The organism is Bradyrhizobium sp. LA6.8 (assembly GCF_040547935.1).
Lineage (GTDB): Bacteria > Pseudomonadota > Alphaproteobacteria > Rhizobiales > Xanthobacteraceae > Bradyrhizobium > Bradyrhizobium barranii.
In genome coordinates this window covers 232569-250860 of the sequence record NZ_JBEPQQ010000012.1, presented here as the reverse complement: position 1 = coordinate 250860, position 18292 = coordinate 232569, and the positions used below count along the sequence as shown (strand labels likewise).

At 62.4% G+C, this 18292-nt stretch carries 22 protein-coding genes; 16 read left to right on the top strand and 6 right to left on the bottom strand.

The features are described from left to right. Window positions 1–973: 973 nt before the first annotated feature. From ABIA90_RS40535 to ABIA90_RS40520, 4 genes are all read right to left on the bottom strand, one after another. Entirely contained in the window at window positions 974–1159 is a 186-nt protein-coding gene (locus ABIA90_RS40535; RefSeq protein ID WP_080588649.1) for a hypothetical protein, read from the bottom strand. A 398-nt stretch (window positions 1160–1557) separates the two neighbouring features. Then, a complete protein-coding gene (locus ABIA90_RS40530; RefSeq protein WP_264621190.1) occupies window positions 1558–1803 on the bottom strand; it encodes a helix-turn-helix domain-containing protein in 246 nt (81 codons plus the stop codon). Then, complete coding sequence (locus ABIA90_RS40525; protein ID WP_354121531.1) at window positions 1790–2464, bottom strand: recombinase family protein; 675 nt, start codon at window positions 2462–2464, stop codon at window positions 1790–1792. Before ABIA90_RS40525 ends, ABIA90_RS40530 begins: the two co-directional genes overlap by 14 nt. Before the next feature lie 109 nt (window positions 2465–2573). Next, window positions 2574–4910 carry a P-loop ATPase, Sll1717 family gene (locus tag ABIA90_RS40520; protein ID WP_354121532.1) on the bottom strand — a complete coding sequence of 779 codons (2337 nt, stop codon included), beginning with the start codon at window positions 4908–4910 and terminating at the stop codon, window positions 2574–2576. Between the two features lie 414 nt (window positions 4911–5324). Between ABIA90_RS40520 and ABIA90_RS40515 the strand changes: the two genes are divergently transcribed. Both ABIA90_RS40515 and ABIA90_RS40510 read left to right on the top strand, forming a co-directional pair. Then, complete coding sequence (locus tag ABIA90_RS40515; protein ID WP_354121533.1) at window positions 5325–5717, top strand: hypothetical protein; 393 nt, start codon at window positions 5325–5327, stop codon at window positions 5715–5717. A gap of 376 nt (window positions 5718–6093) precedes the next feature. After that, window positions 6094–6270, top strand: a complete 177-nt coding sequence (locus tag ABIA90_RS40510) for a hypothetical protein (protein ID WP_354121534.1) — start codon at window positions 6094–6096, stop codon at window positions 6268–6270. A 447-nt stretch (window positions 6271–6717) separates the two neighbouring features. On the opposite strand, the gene ABIA90_RS40505 is transcribed toward ABIA90_RS40510, so the two are convergent. Next, window positions 6718–6936, bottom strand: coding sequence for a LuxR C-terminal-related transcriptional regulator (locus ABIA90_RS40505; protein ID WP_354121535.1), 219 nt, complete (start codon window positions 6934–6936; stop codon window positions 6718–6720). Window positions 6937–7599: 663 nt separating this feature from the next. Between ABIA90_RS40505 and ABIA90_RS40500 the strand changes: the two genes are divergently transcribed. The 9 genes from ABIA90_RS40500 to ABIA90_RS40460 all read left to right on the top strand — a co-directional run bounded on the left by ABIA90_RS40500 (window position 7600) and on the right by ABIA90_RS40460 (window position 11365). Further along, on the top strand, window positions 7600–7818 hold the full coding sequence (locus ABIA90_RS40500; protein ID WP_028152252.1) for a hypothetical protein: 219 nt from the start codon (window positions 7600–7602) through the stop codon (window positions 7816–7818). 61 nt (window positions 7819–7879) lie between these two features. Next, the gene (locus tag ABIA90_RS40495; RefSeq protein WP_354121536.1) at window positions 7880–8065 is read left to right on the top strand and encodes a hypothetical protein; all 186 of its coding nucleotides are present in this window, start codon (window positions 7880–7882) and stop codon (window positions 8063–8065) included. A gap of 167 nt (window positions 8066–8232) precedes the next feature. Then, window positions 8233–8454 carry a hypothetical protein gene (locus ABIA90_RS40490; protein WP_354121537.1) on the top strand — a complete coding sequence of 74 codons (222 nt, stop codon included), beginning with the start codon at window positions 8233–8235 and terminating at the stop codon, window positions 8452–8454. Continuing rightward, on the top strand, window positions 8447–8752 hold the full coding sequence (locus ABIA90_RS40485) for a hypothetical protein (RefSeq protein WP_354121538.1): 306 nt from the start codon (window positions 8447–8449) through the stop codon (window positions 8750–8752). Before ABIA90_RS40490 ends, ABIA90_RS40485 begins: the two co-directional genes overlap by 8 nt. Further along, entirely contained in the window at window positions 8752–8958 is a 207-nt protein-coding gene (locus ABIA90_RS40480) for a hypothetical protein (protein WP_354121539.1), read from the top strand. The genes ABIA90_RS40485 and ABIA90_RS40480 overlap by 1 nt, the downstream gene beginning before the upstream one ends. Beyond that, complete coding sequence (locus ABIA90_RS40475; RefSeq protein ID WP_354121540.1) at window positions 8939–9115, top strand: hypothetical protein; 177 nt, start codon at window positions 8939–8941, stop codon at window positions 9113–9115. Before ABIA90_RS40480 ends, ABIA90_RS40475 begins: the two co-directional genes overlap by 20 nt. Next, window positions 9112–9315 carry a hypothetical protein gene (locus tag ABIA90_RS40470; protein ID WP_354121541.1) on the top strand — a complete coding sequence of 68 codons (204 nt, stop codon included), beginning with the start codon at window positions 9112–9114 and terminating at the stop codon, window positions 9313–9315. Before ABIA90_RS40475 ends, ABIA90_RS40470 begins: the two co-directional genes overlap by 4 nt. Next, complete coding sequence (locus ABIA90_RS40465; RefSeq protein WP_354121542.1) at window positions 9312–9758, top strand: DUF2493 domain-containing protein; 447 nt, start codon at window positions 9312–9314, stop codon at window positions 9756–9758. The genes ABIA90_RS40470 and ABIA90_RS40465 overlap by 4 nt, the downstream gene beginning before the upstream one ends. Further along, on the top strand, window positions 9686–11365 hold the full coding sequence (locus tag ABIA90_RS40460; protein WP_354121543.1) for a DUF7178 family protein: 1680 nt from the start codon (window positions 9686–9688) through the stop codon (window positions 11363–11365). Before ABIA90_RS40465 ends, ABIA90_RS40460 begins: the two co-directional genes overlap by 73 nt. A 323-nt stretch (window positions 11366–11688) precedes the next feature. Here the strand turns inward: ABIA90_RS40460 and ABIA90_RS40455 are convergent, their stop codons facing one another. Continuing rightward, window positions 11689–11850: a hypothetical protein gene (locus tag ABIA90_RS40455; protein WP_155257989.1), complete on the bottom strand. Its 162-nt coding sequence runs from the start codon at window positions 11848–11850 to the stop codon at window positions 11689–11691. Here ABIA90_RS40455 and terL point away from each other — a divergent pair. The 5 genes from terL to ABIA90_RS40430 all read left to right on the top strand — a co-directional run bounded on the left by terL (window position 11849) and on the right by ABIA90_RS40430 (window position 18235). Beyond that, window positions 11849–13294: a phage terminase large subunit gene (gene terL / locus ABIA90_RS40450; RefSeq protein ID WP_354121544.1), complete on the top strand. Its 1446-nt coding sequence runs from the start codon at window positions 11849–11851 to the stop codon at window positions 13292–13294. The two genes, ABIA90_RS40455 and terL, sit on opposite strands and share 2 nt — an antisense overlap. Next, entirely contained in the window at window positions 13291–15390 is a 2100-nt protein-coding gene (locus tag ABIA90_RS40445; RefSeq protein WP_354121545.1) for a portal protein, read from the top strand. Before terL ends, ABIA90_RS40445 begins: the two co-directional genes overlap by 4 nt. A 224-nt stretch (window positions 15391–15614) precedes the next feature. Then, window positions 15615–16484, top strand: a complete 870-nt coding sequence (locus ABIA90_RS40440) for a hypothetical protein (protein ID WP_354121546.1) — start codon at window positions 15615–15617, stop codon at window positions 16482–16484. 58 nt (window positions 16485–16542) lie between these two features. Continuing rightward, window positions 16543–17730, top strand: coding sequence for a phage capsid family protein (locus ABIA90_RS40435; protein WP_354121547.1), 1188 nt, complete (start codon window positions 16543–16545; stop codon window positions 17728–17730). 85 nt (window positions 17731–17815) lie between these two features. Continuing rightward, entirely contained in the window at window positions 17816–18235 is a 420-nt protein-coding gene (locus ABIA90_RS40430) for a hypothetical protein (protein ID WP_354121548.1), read from the top strand. The last annotated feature ends 57 nt before the right edge of the window (window positions 18236–18292 follow it).

The following is an 18292-nucleotide window of genomic DNA, read 5'->3' as shown; positions in this document are numbered from 1 at the left end:
CGCTCGCGTCGCCCCTCACGTCGATCTTGACGCCTTTCCATGCCAGCGGTCTGCGCCTCCGCGTCAGGGACCATCAGCACGGTCGGGAACGCGGCGATTGCAGTCGCCAAACCCAAAGAAGAGAGAAGCTTCCGTCGAGAGATCATAACTGCCTCCCTGGCTAGACTGCCCCAAGAATTAAAGTTTACTCGCTCTGCCCGTCCTCGTCTTGATCTTTGTCATTGGACAGTTGCACCCACATCCGCCGTCGCGCGCGCTTCAGCTCGACCTCGACCACGTCATCATGTCGGGGCATCCATCGACACACATGCTTGCACTGCGCCACCGCGGCGAAGCTCGCAAGACAGGTCAGTGCTACTGATAATCATTCGGCCGCCCACTCGCTCCGTCCACACTGATGTAGATCAACCCGAGGCGACTGAGTTGGTTTATACTTGCCGTGGGGAGAGCTTGAGGAGGATCTCATGATCTCTCGGCGAAAGGCTCTTTCTTCTCTCGGATTGGCGACCGCCTTTGGCCTGATAGCGCTCCCTGCGATGATGGCGTCCTTCCCCGCTTTTGGCGGTGCTTTCTCGCATCAGCGGTATTTGGGGCCGCCATGCCAATGACGCCGCGATATCAACATGGAGACCGATCATGAAAAAGCTCAGTGTGCTTGCGATTATCGTTGGAGGCGCGTTATTGGCAGCGACGCCCTTCTCGTTTCAGTGGTCGCCTGAAAAGAACGTGGTGCTATCCCTTGACCGTGCTGATGCCCGAGTAGGACGGCCGCTAACTGCGACGAGCGTTGCAGGCGTCGGTCGAAGGACTGCGCGACGGGCATATCGCCGCGGATACTAACGGCGGCTGGGCTGGCGGTCGCTGCGGGCGTCACCTCGCGCACCCTGCCGATTAGCCTACGCAGCTTGCTTAGTCGGCGTTGTCAGACGAACGCCCTCGGCCTCAAAGAGCCGAAGGCGCTCCAATCTTCAGATTAGCCCTTGGTTACTACCGGGGCCGGAGCTTTGCCGATCGGGTATTTGCCGACCGGGGTTTTGCCGACGGGCCACTTACCAACTGGCGCAGTCTGGACAACTGGCTGCGGGCGAGGAAGGTCGGCTGCGACCGCCGTTCCCACCAAAGCCAACGACGCAATGCCAACGATACCGAATTTCAGCATGAGGTCCCCCGTTGCTGCTAGAGACGAGAGCGTAGCTGATGGGGCCAGTATGCGGTGTGCCTATGCGGCAACACTCGGGAAAGAATGACAACATTCGCTTTAGTTGCGTCAGCGCTTTTGATCAATCGACTGCGCAAGTTTGTGTCTTGGAATTTGCGCCAGCGATGTCTGTTGTTGGCCCTTCTCGGACTTCACGCAATGTCCGCTTCCGCGCCGCTATCTGAAGAGAAGCGGACATTGCGGATTTTTGAGTACACGCCCTAGCCGTTCTCGGCTTCGCCGAAATGCTCTTTCGACGCGATGGCGCGGAGCATGGCGATGTCTTCGCGCATGTGGGTGTCCCACGCGATGCTGACGGCGGCGACGTGCAATTACGCTAAGCGCGATGCTGAGGGTGCTCATCGCTCGATCTCCGGGAGCTGCTCGGGCGTCACCTTCGCCTGCAGCATCAGGCGCACGAGGACGGCGATGTGCGGCGGCACCATGCCATAGGTCTCGGCGACCCAACTGCGTACGGTGCGCGGCGTCGAGGCGATGGCGCGCGCGAACGCGGACTGACGGTTCTGGCCGAATATTTTGGTGAGGGCGTCGTCCAGCTCGGCGCCGCTCATGGGGGCGTTGAGGGCGGTCTTAGGCGGCGACATCGAGCTGCTCCCTCGGCTGCAGGCGGGCGATCAGGCGAATGACTTGCGCGGACTGCCAAGACGAACCTTCCGCCGTGGTGATGCCGCGCGCATTGAGGTGCGCCGCGATCTGGCGCGACGACTGGCACATGACCGGCTCGACGATCTCGCGTAGGCTCTCGGCGAACGCGGCGGCGGCCTCGGCCTTGTTCTGGCCAGCATTGGGCGCGCCCAGCTTGACGCCGCGCGCCTTGCAGGCGGCGAGCGCTGCCTTGGTATTCGAGGCAATGCGGCGGCGCTCTTCCTCGACAAGCGCCGCGCGAATGTGGAGCATGAACGGGTCGGCGTCCGGCATCTCGGTGACGAGGAACGGCACGCGGTGCGCCATCAGGCCCGAGATGAAGTGAACGTCGCGGCCGAGGCGGCACAGTTTGGAGACGACCACCGGGACGTTCCTGCCAGCGGCGCGGGCCTGCGCCAGCGCGGCGTTGAGTTGAGGTCGACGCTCCAGAGCGTCGGCGCCCTTGCCGGTCTCGACCTCGATGAACTCGCCGACGATGTTTAGCCCCTCGGCTGCGGCGTAGCGGCGGACGGCGGCCTGCTGGGCCTCGAGCCCGAGACCTGAACGGCCCTGCTTGCCGGTAGAGACGCGGTAGTAAGCGACGATCTGCGAGAATTTCATGGTCGGCCCCTGTACTGGGACCACTCTTATAGGCGGTAAAGTCCTAGGAAGTCAATGCCTACATTGGCGATTTTGGTGTGTCCTGCTGTTGAGAGTGTAGGGCAGTGGCCTAGTTTTCAGCGATACCTAGAGCCGGGCCGAAGGCGGGGTTTACGACGTAGTAAGCTGTATCCTTTGCCCGTGCCACGCGAATTTCGAGCACCTTAAGGTCGTAGTTGACATCAAAGATGAAGTATTCCTCGTCTTTGATCTTCACGCCTAACACGCCGTAGTACAAAAGAAAGTCAAGCAAGCGCTTATGCTCGGCTTCATCGATCCCGGCTTCTGTGAAGATCAGCTCAATGTCCGATGCAGTCATGGTCTTTTTTGAGTCCATGAAGTGATAGAGCAAATCTTTCGCGCTGGGGAATACCTGGGTCAGCTCTGCGTCCAACTCCTGCAGGAGGTCAGACGAGTAAGTTTTGAGGCCTTTCTCGATGTCGATATCACTGATGATGTCGCGGTTGAAGTTCGTGGCGAAGCCTCGGCAGTGATTGAAGATTTTGAGCAGGTTGCGGGGGCGCATCAGTGTACGCCGGATTAGGTATGATGAGGTGTCCTCGCCTCGGTAATGCGAGATACACAGCTCATGCCAAATATCGTGGAAGCTGGCCTCGGAGTGATCCGCATGCATGCCCGAGACCAAGCGAAGCCGCAACATCTCACGCAGCATGTCAGGATCATTCCAATCGAGCGTAGCCCTCATCTCCTTGCCGAAGTCCGGAGTGTTCCTCATCAGGTGGTCGTAGACATCGTTGCGGACGAACACGATGCAATGAACGATGTTGCCCGGCTTCCTCATCTCGCGCTCGACCTTGCGTCCAGCATCCACCAGACAGCGAAGGATAGTTGCATCAATGAGGTCAACGCCTTGGGTGCTCCAACCCTTGTCAAGATTGTCGAACAAGACCCAGACCGCTTCCTTCTTCCGCAGGTAGTTCGTGATTATCTCGCGGAGCTGTCTAATATCGTGTTGGTAAACGAGCTCAGTCACTTCGCCAGCCTTCAGGCGGCGAGCGTCTTGCGTCCCATATTTCTCCTGGTATCGGCTCGTGAGCCGTTCGGACAGGACCGATAGGCGCTCAGAGAAGTCACCCTCAGGTGAGAAATTGAACGCATTGTAGACGCCGCTCAGTTCGCGATAGGCGTCATGTATATCGGGATTGTATCGATGGGAGCGTTGATCCTTCTCTAGCAGCTTATAGGCGATTTCGAGATAGATCAGGTATTCCCAAAACGCGATAATCAGGTGCTGCCGCGCACCTTCCGATAGATATTCGAGAATATCCTCTTTCATTCGGATGAGCTGATAGCCCTCTGGCTTCAGGTCGAGCACAATGTTGCGACGGTCGGCGCGTATGCGGTCGCGTAGACTGATGAATAGCGCTGTCTTTCCTGAGCCCTTGCGACCGACAACCAGATTGACCTCGCCATTGATGGCACGGTCGTACTGGTCGATTTTCAGATAATACCGCTCCAGGGTGTTCATTTCGTTTTCGGCACGCGGGTCGCCGATACTCATCGACTGAAGCAAGGACGTGCGATCAATACCTGATGGCTCAATCTGAGCAGAGTATTCGACCATACGCGGGCAGAAATCCGCGACAATATTGTGAATGTCGGACATATGATGCCAACGCTTGGCATCATCGCGGACATCAAGAGGAACATCGTAGGTCGAAGGCGCGAGTAGAAGCTTGGGTTTGCCCATTCCGTCGCATAACCCGGCAATGAACATGCACCGGATGTTGTGCGCTTGAGACCCGTCGTGGCTTGTGTCCTGCATCGGGATGAATACGCCAGAGGACTCCGCAACCTGTCGGATGGCGTCGGTTGCAGACAGCCGAGTATCTTCATCGGGTGTGAAGCTGCGATAGCGCCCGTAACCGGCCTTTTTGATTCGCGACACCATCACGCCGATGTCGTGTCCGCGATCAGGGGGCTCGATGAGGTACACAGGTGACTTTCGATCCAAGGCTTTCGAGAAGCTCAGTGGCGTCGCGTCAATGTGGGCAGCCAACCGGTCTTTTAGCTCATCGGGCGTCGCATATTCGAAGTAGCCCAGCGTATCAAATATCCCGACGGCTTTGGCGAGCAGCTTGTCCCCGTCGGTTCCCATGTGTCGGACCAGAAACGCCCGCTTATCCATGCCGATGGCATAGCCAATCTCGTAGACGACGTTCAAATTGAGATACGTGATGTCGGCAACGAGATAGGGAGACTCGCCGATCTTCTCTAAAATAGGAGAAACGAGCGGCGTTCCCGGTACGTCGTTGAACGGCCAAGGCTCATAAATTACAGGCAGAACCTGCAGGGCGTTTACCTTCCGCACGGCTTCGAGGATCCCATCCGCAACAGACTTGTCCTTGGAGGCGTATGCAACGAATGTCTTTTGGCGGGTAGCCATGGTCGGACCATCGGGGTTTGCGAATCACCTCATGATTGCCACTCGGGAACCGGATTGCAATGGAAGTTGTCAACATACGAACAGCTGTGGCCCCATTCCCATGATCGTGGCCACGCACGGCAGGCGACTGCTGTTGTGGGGCGAGTGCCCGAAATGCGGCCAGGCCGATAGCAACCGGTTTCTCGCCGTGCTGAGGCCGGTCCTCGACGAGCGCCGCAGGCGGATGGGCGAATGCCTGTCGGCTATCACTGCATCGACTGTGAAAACCTAATCGGCTCGATAGCGGCGCCGCTAAGAGCCTGACGAGCGAAGCGAACTGACATGGCACCCTTCAAGCAGACCACGCTCCCAGCCCACTACAGGGGCGGCCAGACCTTCGGCAGGCCGAGTGACTACCGACCGGAGTATTGCGACATGGTCGTCGAGGCGATGACCAGCGAGGGACTGAGCCTGACGGCGTTTGCCGGGCTGATCGGGGTGAGCCGGGACGCGGTGTACGATTGGATCAGGGCGCACACGGACTTTAGCCACGCCGTGTCTCGCGCACGAGCTGGCCGCGTCCTGTACCTCGAACGCAAGCTGATGCGTGCCCGGAAGGGCGCAGAGACCAGCGCTGCTGTGTTTGCGTTGAAGAACGCCCAGCCCGACGAGTGGCGCGACGTGCGCGCTGTTGATCACCAGCACAACGTCAAGGTCGAAACCCTCACCGATGCCCAGCTCTACGCCATCGCAAGCCAGAAGGCGGGCGCACATGGCACTGTGATCGATGGGGAATACACCCGAACTGCCGACGAACCGACACAGTGAAACGGACGTTTCAGTGTTGCACCTGCCTCGGGCTGTGACATGGTGTGGTTGCGTCCCGGTGACGTGACCAGATCGCATCGGGTACGACACATGCGATGGAATCGAAATAGGTGAGCATTCCCAATGGAGATGGGGGCGTGCCCCTCTGCCAGGGGGCCGGGGAGGGGAAAATCTGGGCGGCGAAGCATGCTTTTATTGACACCCCCCTCGATGTCACCGCCAACTTCAGAATGTTCGGGCTGGGTCAGCGCCTCTGGTCAGCGCAAATCTCGAAAAGGTCGCGAGCGAGAGAAGAGATGTTCACCTGGATACGATGCCCCAAGTGGAACAAATGTGCACTTTGATACTTAGTGACTCGCCTCGGCAGGGTGAGATCATGAACTTCTTCAGCAGCGACAAATTTTCAGGACCGAAGACCCGGGAAGACAGGCGTTGCCGCTGCGGCGCGCAGCCGCGACTAGCGCGCACGATGATGGACTCGGTGCACGGCCTCACTGTCCGCATGTTCGAATGCCAGTGCGGCGAGCGCAGTTGGACCGAGGACAAAGAGTAGGCCGTCTGAGGGCGTCGTTTTTGCTTTTTGAGGCTCTGCGGCCACACAACGAAACGGCCTCGCGCATCGCCGGGGCTGGAACCGGATGCTGAGGCCGTTCGGCGCAGCCGAATCAGCGCGCATTGCCGGTTATTCCCGATCTGCGAGGAGGGCGCAACACGGGAGATTGCAGGTGTCCTAAAGAGGAGCGCCCCAGCGCCGTGTCACCGGACGCGTTGGGGCAAGTTGACGGTCGAATGCCTCTTGTGTGGGGCTTGGGAAAAGCGTTGCACCGCAGGGACGTTCCTAGCGAACGACCGCAGAACGAAAAAAAGGCCCCGCCAAGCGGGCCCTGGGTAGTCGACGTTGCGTTACTTGGAGCGCTGATGGGCATGGAGGCCCACGAGCAGCATCATTTTGACCAAGGCGGGTTCCGTTACCGTGCGCGTGGTTTCGCGGGCGCAATTTCTACGTGATGCCTCGATAGCGGGGCCAGTTCGCCAATCGCTTGGCTGCATCAGCGACCTCGTCGGGCGAATTGATCTGCAATCGCGCAAGCAACCGAGCTCTCTGCTTTGCGACTTGCTCGACGGTTCCGCCGAGCTTGACCGCGATCTGCGCGTCAGTCTTCCCGGCAGCCAAGCGCCTCAAGAACCGTTTCTCGCGTGGACTGAGCAGGTCACGCATCGCGCGTCCCCACCGCCGACAAACCTCGCGCATTTTATAGCGCCGTTTCGCGTCACGTACATGATCAGTGCGCGACGGCCCCAAGCGTCCGGGAGGTTGGGACAGATGCCGAGACGCCGGGGCCGCGAGCGCGCCGAGATAAGCCCCAGCGCACCGAAGTGAGCATGCCCACCACCGCCTGTTCCATCTGTTCACTTGTATACAGTAGGCGTCTCGCCCCAAGTCTATTCTTGTCCGGCGAGGGCCCTCGTGAACGAGCGAATGTTCATCGTGCTAATTATCTTGGCGGGCATGATTGCACCGGCATTGATGGTCCTCGCACTGCTCTATCGCTGACGCACAGCCTTACGGTGCCTGTCGCTAACTGGAGCCGCACTTCGAGCAAAAGCTGTGACACGGGCCCGAAGCGCGATGCAAATGCTAGTCGAGCGCCAGCGTTCCTGTTGAAGACGTGTCGGAAGGCGAGCTATCTCCAAATTTAATGTAGCAACATAACATTTGAGAGCGCGCGGACGAACCGAAAGCAGAGAGTGACTTCAGTGCGCTTGACAAGCCGCGCGCTCGCGGCCCGGCGTCCCGGCTCCTGTCCCAGGCCTCCCGGACGTTTGGGGCCGCAGCGCGCTGGAGACGCCCTTTTAACCGGTGAAACTTCGGAAGGCAGAGATGACCTACACCATCGGGTTTCGGAGGCGAAGCAATGTCGCGGTTTTAACGACCGAAGTCCCGACGGCTAACCATGCGCTTGCAGTCATCGCAACCGTCGAACAGTCCGTGGGCAAGCTCGACTTCATCAGGTCGCCGCAGGAAGGCGACATCGGCATTGAAATGCTTAGGGTGCTGGCAAAAGAAGAGGCCGAGGAAATGTCTCAGACTGCCTTCTAAACCTCTCTCATGGGCGTCCAAGCGTTAGGTCGCAGGTTCGATCCCTGCCGCAGGCACCACCATGCTCCTCCAGATCACCGCGCCGCACTTCTGTGCCGGGCTCGTCGTCGAGGACGGCAAGGTCACGGAGGCCGCGCCGATCCTGAAATGGGCAATCGGGAAGACGAATAACGAGCTACGCGCATACTGCGCTCGCAAGAGTTGGCGTGTGCGCGAAGTTTCTGAGCATTGCGCCAAAAATCCCTAAGTCGAACTCTTTACGACATGGGCGAATTGTGCGTACTTTTCTGCAAGCCCCGACATGCCGCTTTAGGCCGCCCCTGCGGTGGTGTCATCGGGGCCTTGTCGGGCAGTGCAGCCTCAGCCCCCCAGCCCAATCTGCACTGACCCGGCTCCAATCATCGAGGACAGACGATGATGTGCGAGCGTTGCGAAGCGATGGAAGACGGACTGCAGTCGATTGTGCAGTGGTCTGAAGCCTATCCCCTCTCTGTTTTGCCCGAACCCGATCTGAAGAAGGCGCGCGCCGCGCTGGAAGCTGCAGGCATCAGCCTCGACAGCATCTCAGCGCATTGCATGCGCCACGTCGTCACGTCGGTCGGAGAAATCGCGCGGAGGGCGTTGGGTCATGACTGAACGCAGCCAGTTCAACGCCCAGATCGCGCGGCTCGAGGCCCGCGTCGCAGTGCTGGAGCAGGTGATCTTCCAGCTCAACCCGTCCGCGCTCCGTCCGAACATCGACAGCGTCGAAGCGGTGAAGATGTTTCTGCGCAAGCACGACATCGACAAGCTCTCGCCGCACGTCGCGCGGTTTCTGAGCGACCAGCTGCCGGTCGATTGGCGCGCGCTCGCCAACAGCGCGGGCGCAATCCAGACCTTCAAGCTGCTCGCGCAGAACGTCTCGATCATCGACGCGCGCAAGAGGCTCGCATAATGACCGACGACGAGTACGACGCCGTCAAGAAGCGTGTCGTCGATGCGTTGCCTGATGGTATTGCCCACAGCGACGCCGCTGCGATCCTGTGTGACGCGATGGTTGTGATGGCGCTCCGCGATGGCATGCCGAAGAAAGATTTCATGCTCGCCATCAGCGAGGTGTGGGACATCATCGAGGCGGGTCATGGCGACACTGACGCGTGATCAGATCATCGATACGATCCGCGATGAGCTGAAGCGCCAACAGCGCGACCGCAAGGTCTCCCTCGTGCCTGTCGAGACGCCCGACAAGTTCGATGTGATCGGGGTGATCGATGTCCACGCGCTCGCCGACGCCATCGCGCGCGAGCTGCCGTCATGACCGAGTCCGCGCACGACCGCGACCTGCGTCTCGTGTGCGACTTGCGCAAATATCGCTCCGCGCAGGAGCAGAAAGTGATCGACCTGCTGTTCGCCAAGCTGATGCGCGGCGACAGGCGCGGGTTCGAGCACTCCTTGCGCAGCCGCACCGCCGCCGCTCTACGCCGACGTGGCGTGATCAGGGTGGAGCGCACGCAATGAACGTGATCGTCTGCGGCGGTCGTACCTTCGAAAACTACGCGGCGGTCAAGAAGTATCTCGACATGCTGCACGACCTCCACCGCTTCACGCTGCTGATCCATGGCAGGGCGAGGGGCGCGGACACCTGCGCGCATCGCTGGGCGGGCGAGCACAAGGTGCCGGTCGAGATGTTTCCGGCGCACTGGCGGCTGCACGGCAACAGCGCCGGGCCCATCCGCAACAAGCAGATGCTGGCCGAGGGCAAGCCGCAGCTCGTGGTCGCGTTTCCTGGCGGCGACGGCACCGCAGATATGTGCAGGCAGGCCCGCGCTGCGGGTGTCACGGTGATTGATCTGAAAGATGAGCGAACGAGGGCAGAGGTAACACAGCGATGGCGGACGAATACGGCCCCCTCGACCGTATCCGCTACCGGCCCAACCTGTCCGAACCGCTCAGCAACCTGACGCAGGACGCAGCCGGAGCGGCAGCAGCTCGCATGCGGCGCTCCGTGAAATCGGATGTGCGCCGCAATTCCGCGCTGGAGGGTGGCGCCGACGCCGCCTCGATGGCGGCGGGGCTCGTCCCCGGCGCTGGCATCGCCGACGTGCTCGGCCTGCTGCCGGATTTCAGGGGCGGCTATCAGCCGTCGTTCGGCCGCAACCTCCTCAGCGGCAATTATCGCGACGCGGCGCTGCAGACCCTCGGGCTCGGCGGCGACATGATGCTGGCGACGCCGCTGGCTGCGCTCGGCGTGGCTGCCAAGGGCGCCCGTGAAGCAGCTCGCGTGCCTATCGCTGCCGGTGATCTGCGCGTCTCGACGCGTTTCCCGACCGCCGTGAAGGCGACGGAAGACCCGCTGCGGCAGCACCTGTCGATTGGCGTGGATGAGATGAGGGCGGACCCGGAGGGCTTCGCGCACAACACCTCGCTGCTGTCGCGCTATCCCGGCTTCGCGCGGCTGCAGGGCATGTCGCCCGACGAGGCGGCGCGCGCCTATGTCGATCAGGCCGCTGGCAACATGCGCTTCCTGTACGAAAACTCGCCCGGCGAGATGAAGGCGCGCGCGCCGCACTGGTACGAGGGCGCGAACCGCATTTCCGATGCGATGGCGCAGCGCTGGGGCATCCCGCGTCAGAGCGCATCGGCCGCGCTGGCGTCGTTGTCGCCGCAAAAGGACTGGTTCATGAACGCCACGCTCGGCGAGCGCGTCGGCGACATCGTCATGGACAACCCGCGCGCGACCGGCGACATGGTCAACTGGATCAGGTCGCAGCCGAAGGTGATGGCTGCGCCTGGCGCTGAAGATGCGCTGCGCGAGATCACCGGCAAGCGGCTCGATCAGGTCGATCCGAAGAACGCGGCGCTGTTCGTGCGCGCCTTCGACGAGGCGCACAACACGCGCAATTATCGCTCGGTCCTGCCGGAAGGCGACTATGGTGATTTCATCACCACGATGTCCGGTGATCCCAGCAAGGTGGCGTGGGGCACGTTCGGCGACATTGACAAGGCGGTGCGCGCGATCCGCTCGGGCGGTGACATGGGCATCATTTCGCCGCTGCTCGGCGAGAAGCACAAAGTGCGCTCGTTCTACAACAACATCGAGGTGCCGAACGACCCGCGCTTCGGCGACGTGACGGCGGACACCCATCAGGTGGCTGCGGCGCAGATGCGGCCATTGTCCGGCGCGTCGGAGGCGGTGATCCAGCATCTGGCGTCCGGCGGCCCGGCCGGTTCGGTGAACGCGCGCTCCAGCGCCATCACCGGGGTCAAGGGCACCTATGGTCTGGTCAACGATGCCACCCGGCAGTTTGCCGAGAACGTCGGCCTGATCCCGCGCGCGGGCCAGTCCGCAACGTGGGAGCCGGTGCGCGAGCTATTCCCCGCGAAGTGGAAAACGGCTAAGAATAATGCTGCCGTTGACGACATCTGGGGGGCCTACGACCGTGGCGACATCTCAATCGACCAAGCCCGAAGTGCTATCTTCGGTCTTGCTGGCGGAATTGGTACGCCTGAGTGGGCACGAAGCGGCATTAGCGCGACTGCTCCCCATCAGGGATCAACATATCGGTAAGCTCGCCGAAGGCTTCATCGCCATCAACTGGTGGGGCGAGGTGCCTGAAGTGATCGAGCCTGAGGAGCAGTACATCATCGATCTGCTCCGCGAGTACGACGCGGCGCTCACCCGAGAGGCGAGCGAGTAATAAATTCGCGCAACTGCCGCTGCGCACTCTCGTACTTTGTGCGCCTGTCAAGCGGCGATGCGGTCCATGCGACTTCTGCACCGGGCGCATCGTAATTGTTGCGAGTTCGTAATGTTTGGCGTTTGATGGTTCTCCCTTGGGAGGGGAGCCCGCAATGCCACAAGAACAAGAGCGGCACCACTTTGCGCTTATGTCAGTGGTCGATGCGTTCACTGACATCACCGGGATGTCGGCCAAGCGGCTGGGTCGCTTGATCGGGATGCCGCATTTTGTATCCCACGTTCATGATGGCGTGGCGAACGAGCAGGAAATCCGGGCGGCCTTCGATCTGATGGGCCGCTTCTTCAGCAATCATGATCTCGGCGGAAGACGCCGCAGGGGAAATCCTCCGGCGAAAACTGCTTCGCGCGTCTCTCGCGGAGTGGTGCATCGCAAACGGCTACACGCCAGCCCGTCACCACCTGCTGCTGATCGAAAAGCTGGAGGCCCTTGCGCGGGGTGACATCCCGCGCCTCGCGATCTTCATGCCGCCGGGCTCGGCGAAATCCACCTACGCCTCGGTGCTGTTTCCGCCGTGGGCGATGTCGCAGTTTCCGAAGGCGCAGTTTCTCGCGGCCTCGCACACCACGGAGCTGGCCGAACGCTGGGGCCGCCGCGTCCGCAACCTGATCGCGGAGCACTCCTCGATCCTCGGCATCACGCCCGACGACCAGAACCAGGCGGCGGGCCGCTGGGCGATCAAGGAAGGCGGCGAGTATCTCGCGGCAGGCGCGCGCATCGGCATCGCCGGTTTCCGCGCGCTGTTCGGCGTGATCGACGATCCCTTGCGCTCGCGCGAGGACGCCGACAGCGAGGCGATCCGCGAGCGGCTCTGGGAGTGGTACCTCTACGACTTCCGGCCCCGCCTGATCCCCGGCGCGCGTCAGCTGCTGATCCAGACGCGTTGGCACGAGGACGATCTCGCGGGCCGCTGCCTCAATCATCAGCCGTGGGAAGTGATCTCGCTGCCCGCTGAGGCGAAGGCGAACGACCAGCTCGGCCGTGCGCCCGGCGAGTTCCTGTGGGGCGACGATGCCTACGGCTATGGCGAACAGCTGCGCGAGCTGAAGGAGACGACGCCGCCGCGCGTGTGGTCGGCGCTGTACCAGCAGGCGCCGGCTCCCGACGAGGGCGACTTCTTCAAGACCCAGTGGTTCAAGCCGCTCGACATCGTGCCATCGCACACCTTGATGCGCTGCTACGGCGCGAGCGACTACGCGGTGACCGACAACGGCGGCGACTTCACCGTGCATGTCGTGATCGGCGTCGATCACATGAACAATCTCTATCTGCTCGACATCTGGCGCGGTCAGAGGACGACCGATGTCTGGATCGATGCGTTCTGCGATCTGGTCGAGAAGTACAAGCCGCTCGCATGGGCAGAGGAGACCGGCCAGATCAAGGCGTCGGTCGGCCCCTTCCTTGAACGTCGCATGCGCGACCGACGCGTGTGGGTCAACCGCGAGCAGTTTCCGACGCGCGGCGACAAGGCGGTGCGCGCCCGCTCGATCCAAGGTCGGCTCGCGCTCGACGGCATCTTCTATCCGAAGAACGCGCCGTGGGCGGCGGACTTCTTCGCGGAAGTTCTCAACCTGTGGGTTGGCAAGCACGACGACCAGGGCGACGCGCTCGGCCTCGTCGGCCAGCTGCTCGACAAGATGGTGAAGGGCCGCGTCGGCGCAGCGCCAACCGTCAAGCTGCCGGATGACGGCTACCGCTCGGTGAAACGCAACAACAATGTGGATGCCATGACGCTATGATCAATCTCGACACGGCTGTCGCAAACTACGTGAGCTACGAGAGTCCCAGCGACACAGCCTCCTCGAAACTGATCATCCGCCGTCGTGAGTTCGAGGATTACTGCTCGGCGAAATCGCGCGAGATCGAGGAGCAACGGCAGTCGTGGCGCTACTATCACGTCGATCAGTGGACGCCAGAACAGCTCAAGGTGCTGCGCAAGCGGCACCAGCCGCCGATCACCTTCGACCGCACCGGGCGCAAGATCGACAGCTTGTCGGGCACCATCCGCCGCCTACGCACCGACCCGAAATGCTATCCGAACACGCCGAACGGCGAGCAGGGGGCTGAGGTCGCTACGCAGGTGATCCGCACCATCAACGACGCCTCGTTCGCCGAAGACCTTGAAGTGGAGTGCTGCCGCGACGCGCTGGTGCATGGCATCGGCATCGATGAGCTGATGCTGGTGCCTGGCGACAAGGGCGACCCCGATCTGCGCTTCGTCTATGTGGACCCGCGCACGTTCTTCTACGACCCGCGCTCGTTGCGGTCCAACTTCGGCGACACCCGCTTTCACGGCGTCTACAAATGGGCGGACATCGACGAGCTGGACGCGCTCGCCGACGGCGCGTCGGAGCTCGTCAAGGAGCATCTCGACAGCGACGGCGGCTACTGGACCGCGTTCGACACCGACCGCGAGAACCTCTGGGTCGATAGCCGCCGCCGCGTGCGCCTGATCGATCACTGGTACAAGCGCGGCGAGCAGTGGCGCTGGTGCCTGCACACGGGCAACGTCGAGATCAAGAGCGGCGAGAGCCAGTTCTTCAACGAACGCGGCTTGTCGATCTCCAAGTATCACGCCTTCGCCAACATGATCGACATCGACGGCGATCACTACGGCTTCGTGCGCCGCCTCAAGGGACCGCAGGACGGGCTCAACCAGCACCGCTCCAAGGCGATCCACATCATGAACACCCGGCAGCTCAAGATCGCGCAGGGTGCCGTTGACGACATCGAGGTGACGCGGCGCGAGGCGGCGCGGCCTGACGGCGTGCTGGTCTACACCGGAGACCCGAAGGCACTGGAGGTGCTGCAGCCGGAACAGGAGTTCCTGCAGCAGACGCAGTATTATCAGGACGCAAAGACCGAGATCGACAGCTTCGGCCCGAACCAGCAGCTGATCCAGGAATTTGGCCAGAACGTCTCCGGTCGCGCGGCGAACCTGCTGCAGCAGGCCGGGCTCGCGGAGCTGGGGCCGTTCCTGAAGAATTTCCGCATGTGGAAGCTGGAGCGCTACCGCGCCTGCTGGGTCGCCGCGCAGCATTACTGGACCGGCGAGCGTTTCCTGCGTGTGACCGGCGACCAGAACGTCGCGCAGTTCATGCAGATCAACGGCGTCGAGCTGGACCCGTATGGCCGCCCGATGCTGGTCAACGTGCTCGGCAACATCGATGTCGAGATCAAGGTCGATGAGGGCCCGGACACCGAGACGGTGATGGGCGACATCTTCGATCTGCTGATGTCGCTGAACCAGAACAACGTGCCGGTGCCGCCGCAGCTCATCATCGAGGCGTCGAACCTGCCGCTGTCCGAGAAGAAGAAGCTGCTCGGCATGCTGGCGCAGCCCGACCCGGCGAAGCAGGCGGCGCAGAACGCCATCATCCAGAAGACCATGGCCGAAGCTGCTCTCGCCAACGCGCAGGCGGGCAAGGCGCAGGCCGACGCGGGCAAGGCGCAGACCGCAGGTATGCTCAACATCGCCAAGGCGCGCACCGAAGGCATGCCGGACGGCGGCCCCGAACCGAAAACGCCGCTCGATTACGCGGAGCAGCTCGCCAACATCGCGGAGACGCAGGCGACCGCGGAGCACAAGCGCGCCTCGGCAGAGGCGTTGCGCAACAAGGACCGCGTCACGCCGCTGCAGCTGCTCGCCGATCACGCGCAGCGTCACGCTGATCGCTTCATGCAGAGCATCGACCAGATCGCGAGCCGTGGTCTGGACGACTATCACCGCAATCTCGACCGGCGCGTGGACGACTTCCACCGCGCTGAAGATCGCGACAGCCGCGAGCGCGTCGCGCGCTTCGCTGCCGCGCGTCGTCAGACTGCACAACAATAGAAAACCGTCGCCGCGTTCCTGTCGTTCTGCGGCAGGCCGGTGACGGGCGGGCGCGGCCTGTCCCCGTGCCCGCAACACCCTTCGTCCGCGTGAACGAAATCGCGCACCACGCCTGACGCGAGCGAGATCGCGTCGCCCAGCGAGAGGGATGTCTCGCCACGCCGCTCGTCGCGATAGCCGGGCCACGTTTGCCGGAAACGACATTCCGGGGAGACCACAAGGCAATGACTGACATAACGCAGGGCGCTGACGCGCTCGACGAGAATGCTTTGTTCAACGCGGCTGTCGAAGCCGAGACGCTCGACAAGTTCGAGAACCCGCCACCCGTGAAGGAGCCGGACAAACCGGTCGCCCTGGCACCGGACGTGAAGACCGAACCGAAGACTGAGCCGAAGGAAGCCAAGACCGACGACAACGCCCCGGTCCCGCCGGGTCGCTTGCGCGAGGAGGCTGAAGCGCGGCGCCGGGCCGAACGTGAACGCGACGATCTGCGGGCCCAGATGCAGCTGCTGGCGCGGCAAGCGCCGCCACAGCAGCAGCGCGAGCAGCCCAAGGGCGTTGACCTGTTCGAGAACCCCTCGGGGTTCGTGCAGCAGGAGCTGAAGCCGTACCTCGAAAACATCCACACGCAATTCCAGATGCAGCGCGAAGCGATGTCTCTGGACTTCGCCATGCAGCGGCATGGCGAGGAGAAGGTGGGCTCCGCACGGCAGGCCCTTGAACAGGGCATGCAGCGCGGTGATCCGCACGCGTGGAGCACCTACCAGCGCGCAATGAGTTCGCATGATCCCTACGGTGTCATCGTCAAGTGGCATCAGGACGGCGAGACGCTGCGCAATATCGGTGGTGATCTCGACGGGTACAGGAAGCGCATTCTCGAAGAAGCACTGGCCGATCCCGAGTACCGGGCTCGCGTCATTGAAGCTGCGAAAGGTCAAGCGGCAGCGACAGGTCAACACGTCGCTCGCCCAGTCAAGCCTGCGGTCGCCTCTCCATCGCTCGGCAACATCGGTGCCGGTGGAGGCGACGCTCAAGTCGTCGAACCCTCCGACGCAGAACTGTTCCGGGCCGCAACTCAGGCAAAGCGGCGCTGAACACCGGGTCGCTCTCGCGATCCCGACCGCGCCGCGCATCACCCAATGGTGAGCGGCTATGCTTACGTCCAACCACGTCAATAACGAGGTCATCAAGTTTCGCCGTCAGGTGATCTCGGACTTCCTGCGGCGCTCGCGCTTCGATCCGTTCATGGGCGACAGCTCCACGAACGTCATCGTGCGGCTCGCCGATCTCGAAAGTGACGGCAAGCAGGTCAACGTCCCACTCGTCAACCAGATGTCTGGTGACGGCGTCGGCGCTGGCACGCTGCGCGGCAACGAGGAAATGCTCGACAGCTACGGCTTCCCGCTGTGGGCGGACTGGGCCCGCAACGCGGTCGCCAACAACCGCGCGTCGAACAAGGAATCCTCGTTCAACGTCCGCTCGACCGCGCGCGATCTTCTGCGCGGCTGGGCACGCCGTGTCGTTCGTGATGACATCACGGACGCGCTGCTCTCGATCCCGACCGCGTCGGTGCAGGCGAACCGCTTCGGCGTTCCCGGCAACCGCGTGAACGGCATCAAGTGGTCGGCGGCGACCGCGACGCAGAAGGACAACTGGATGAACGCGAACCTCGACCGCGTTCAGTTCGGCACGGTGGCCGCTTCGGCGGTGCCGTCCACCTTCGCGGCGGCGGCGCTGCTGCTCGACACCACCGCCGACATCATGACGGCGGCAGTGGGCTCGCTTGCCAAGCAGAAGGCGAAGCAGTCGGGCGTCTCCTCGGCCAATCCGGGCGTCTACAACGGCCGCCCCAAGATCACGCCGTGGGAGATCGAGGAGCTGGACGAGGAAATGTTCGTCTGCTTCCTCGGCGACGGTGGGTTCCGCAGCTTGCAGAACGATCCCGTCATGTACCAGGCGAACCGTGACGCGCGTGCGCGTGAGGGCAACCCCACCAGCACCAACCCGATCTTCACTGGCGGCGCGCTGCTGTTCGACGGTGTTCTCTACAAGAACATCCCCGAGATCACGCAGCGTCTGAACCTCGGCACCATCGGCACCGCGTCGGCGAACGTCGAGCCGTTCTTCCTGTGCGGTCAGGCCGCGCTGGCCTATGCGACCGGCCAGATGCCGCGCCCGACGCAGCTGGAGGACGGCGACTACGACTTCGTCACCGGCCTCGGCATCGAGGCGCAATACGGCATCGGCAAGATCGCCAAGGCACCGCTCACGGTGTCCGGCGCGACGGTTGGCGATCTCGTCGATTGGGGCATGGTCACCGGCTTCGTCGCCACGACCTGATCGAAACCTGCCAAAACCTGCCAAAACGCGACAGCGTGGACGGACCCGCCCGCGCTGATTTTTCTCGAACGATGAGATCATGATCATGGCTCCTCGCACTGCATACCGTCAGCCGCAGGCTGGCGGTCAGGGTTTCGCCCGCACCAAGAAGGTGTTCGGCGGTCCCACCATCACGCTAGTTGCCGGTGACGTTGCGCTCAACGCACAGACGGCCATCGCCCGTGTGCCCAAGGGCTTCATCCTGCAGTCCATCGGCGGCACGGTCGGCGATCTCGATACCGGCGCGGCCCTGATGGTGGCGCTCGGTGACGCTGGCAACAACGCGCGCTTCTTCGCCGCCAACGCGGTGGGACAGGCGGGCGGCGCGATGCCTGCGCTGGTCGCCGGTTCGGTCGGCTACGAGTTCACCGACGACACCGACATCCTGTTGACTTCAACGGTGGCGGCAGCGGGTCTCGGCCCGACACCGACGATCAACCTGCTGCTGGAAGGCTACATGAAGTGAGGGAACGCCGGGCTTCGGCCCGGCGCTTTTCCTGTTTCATGTGGAACGCACACCGTA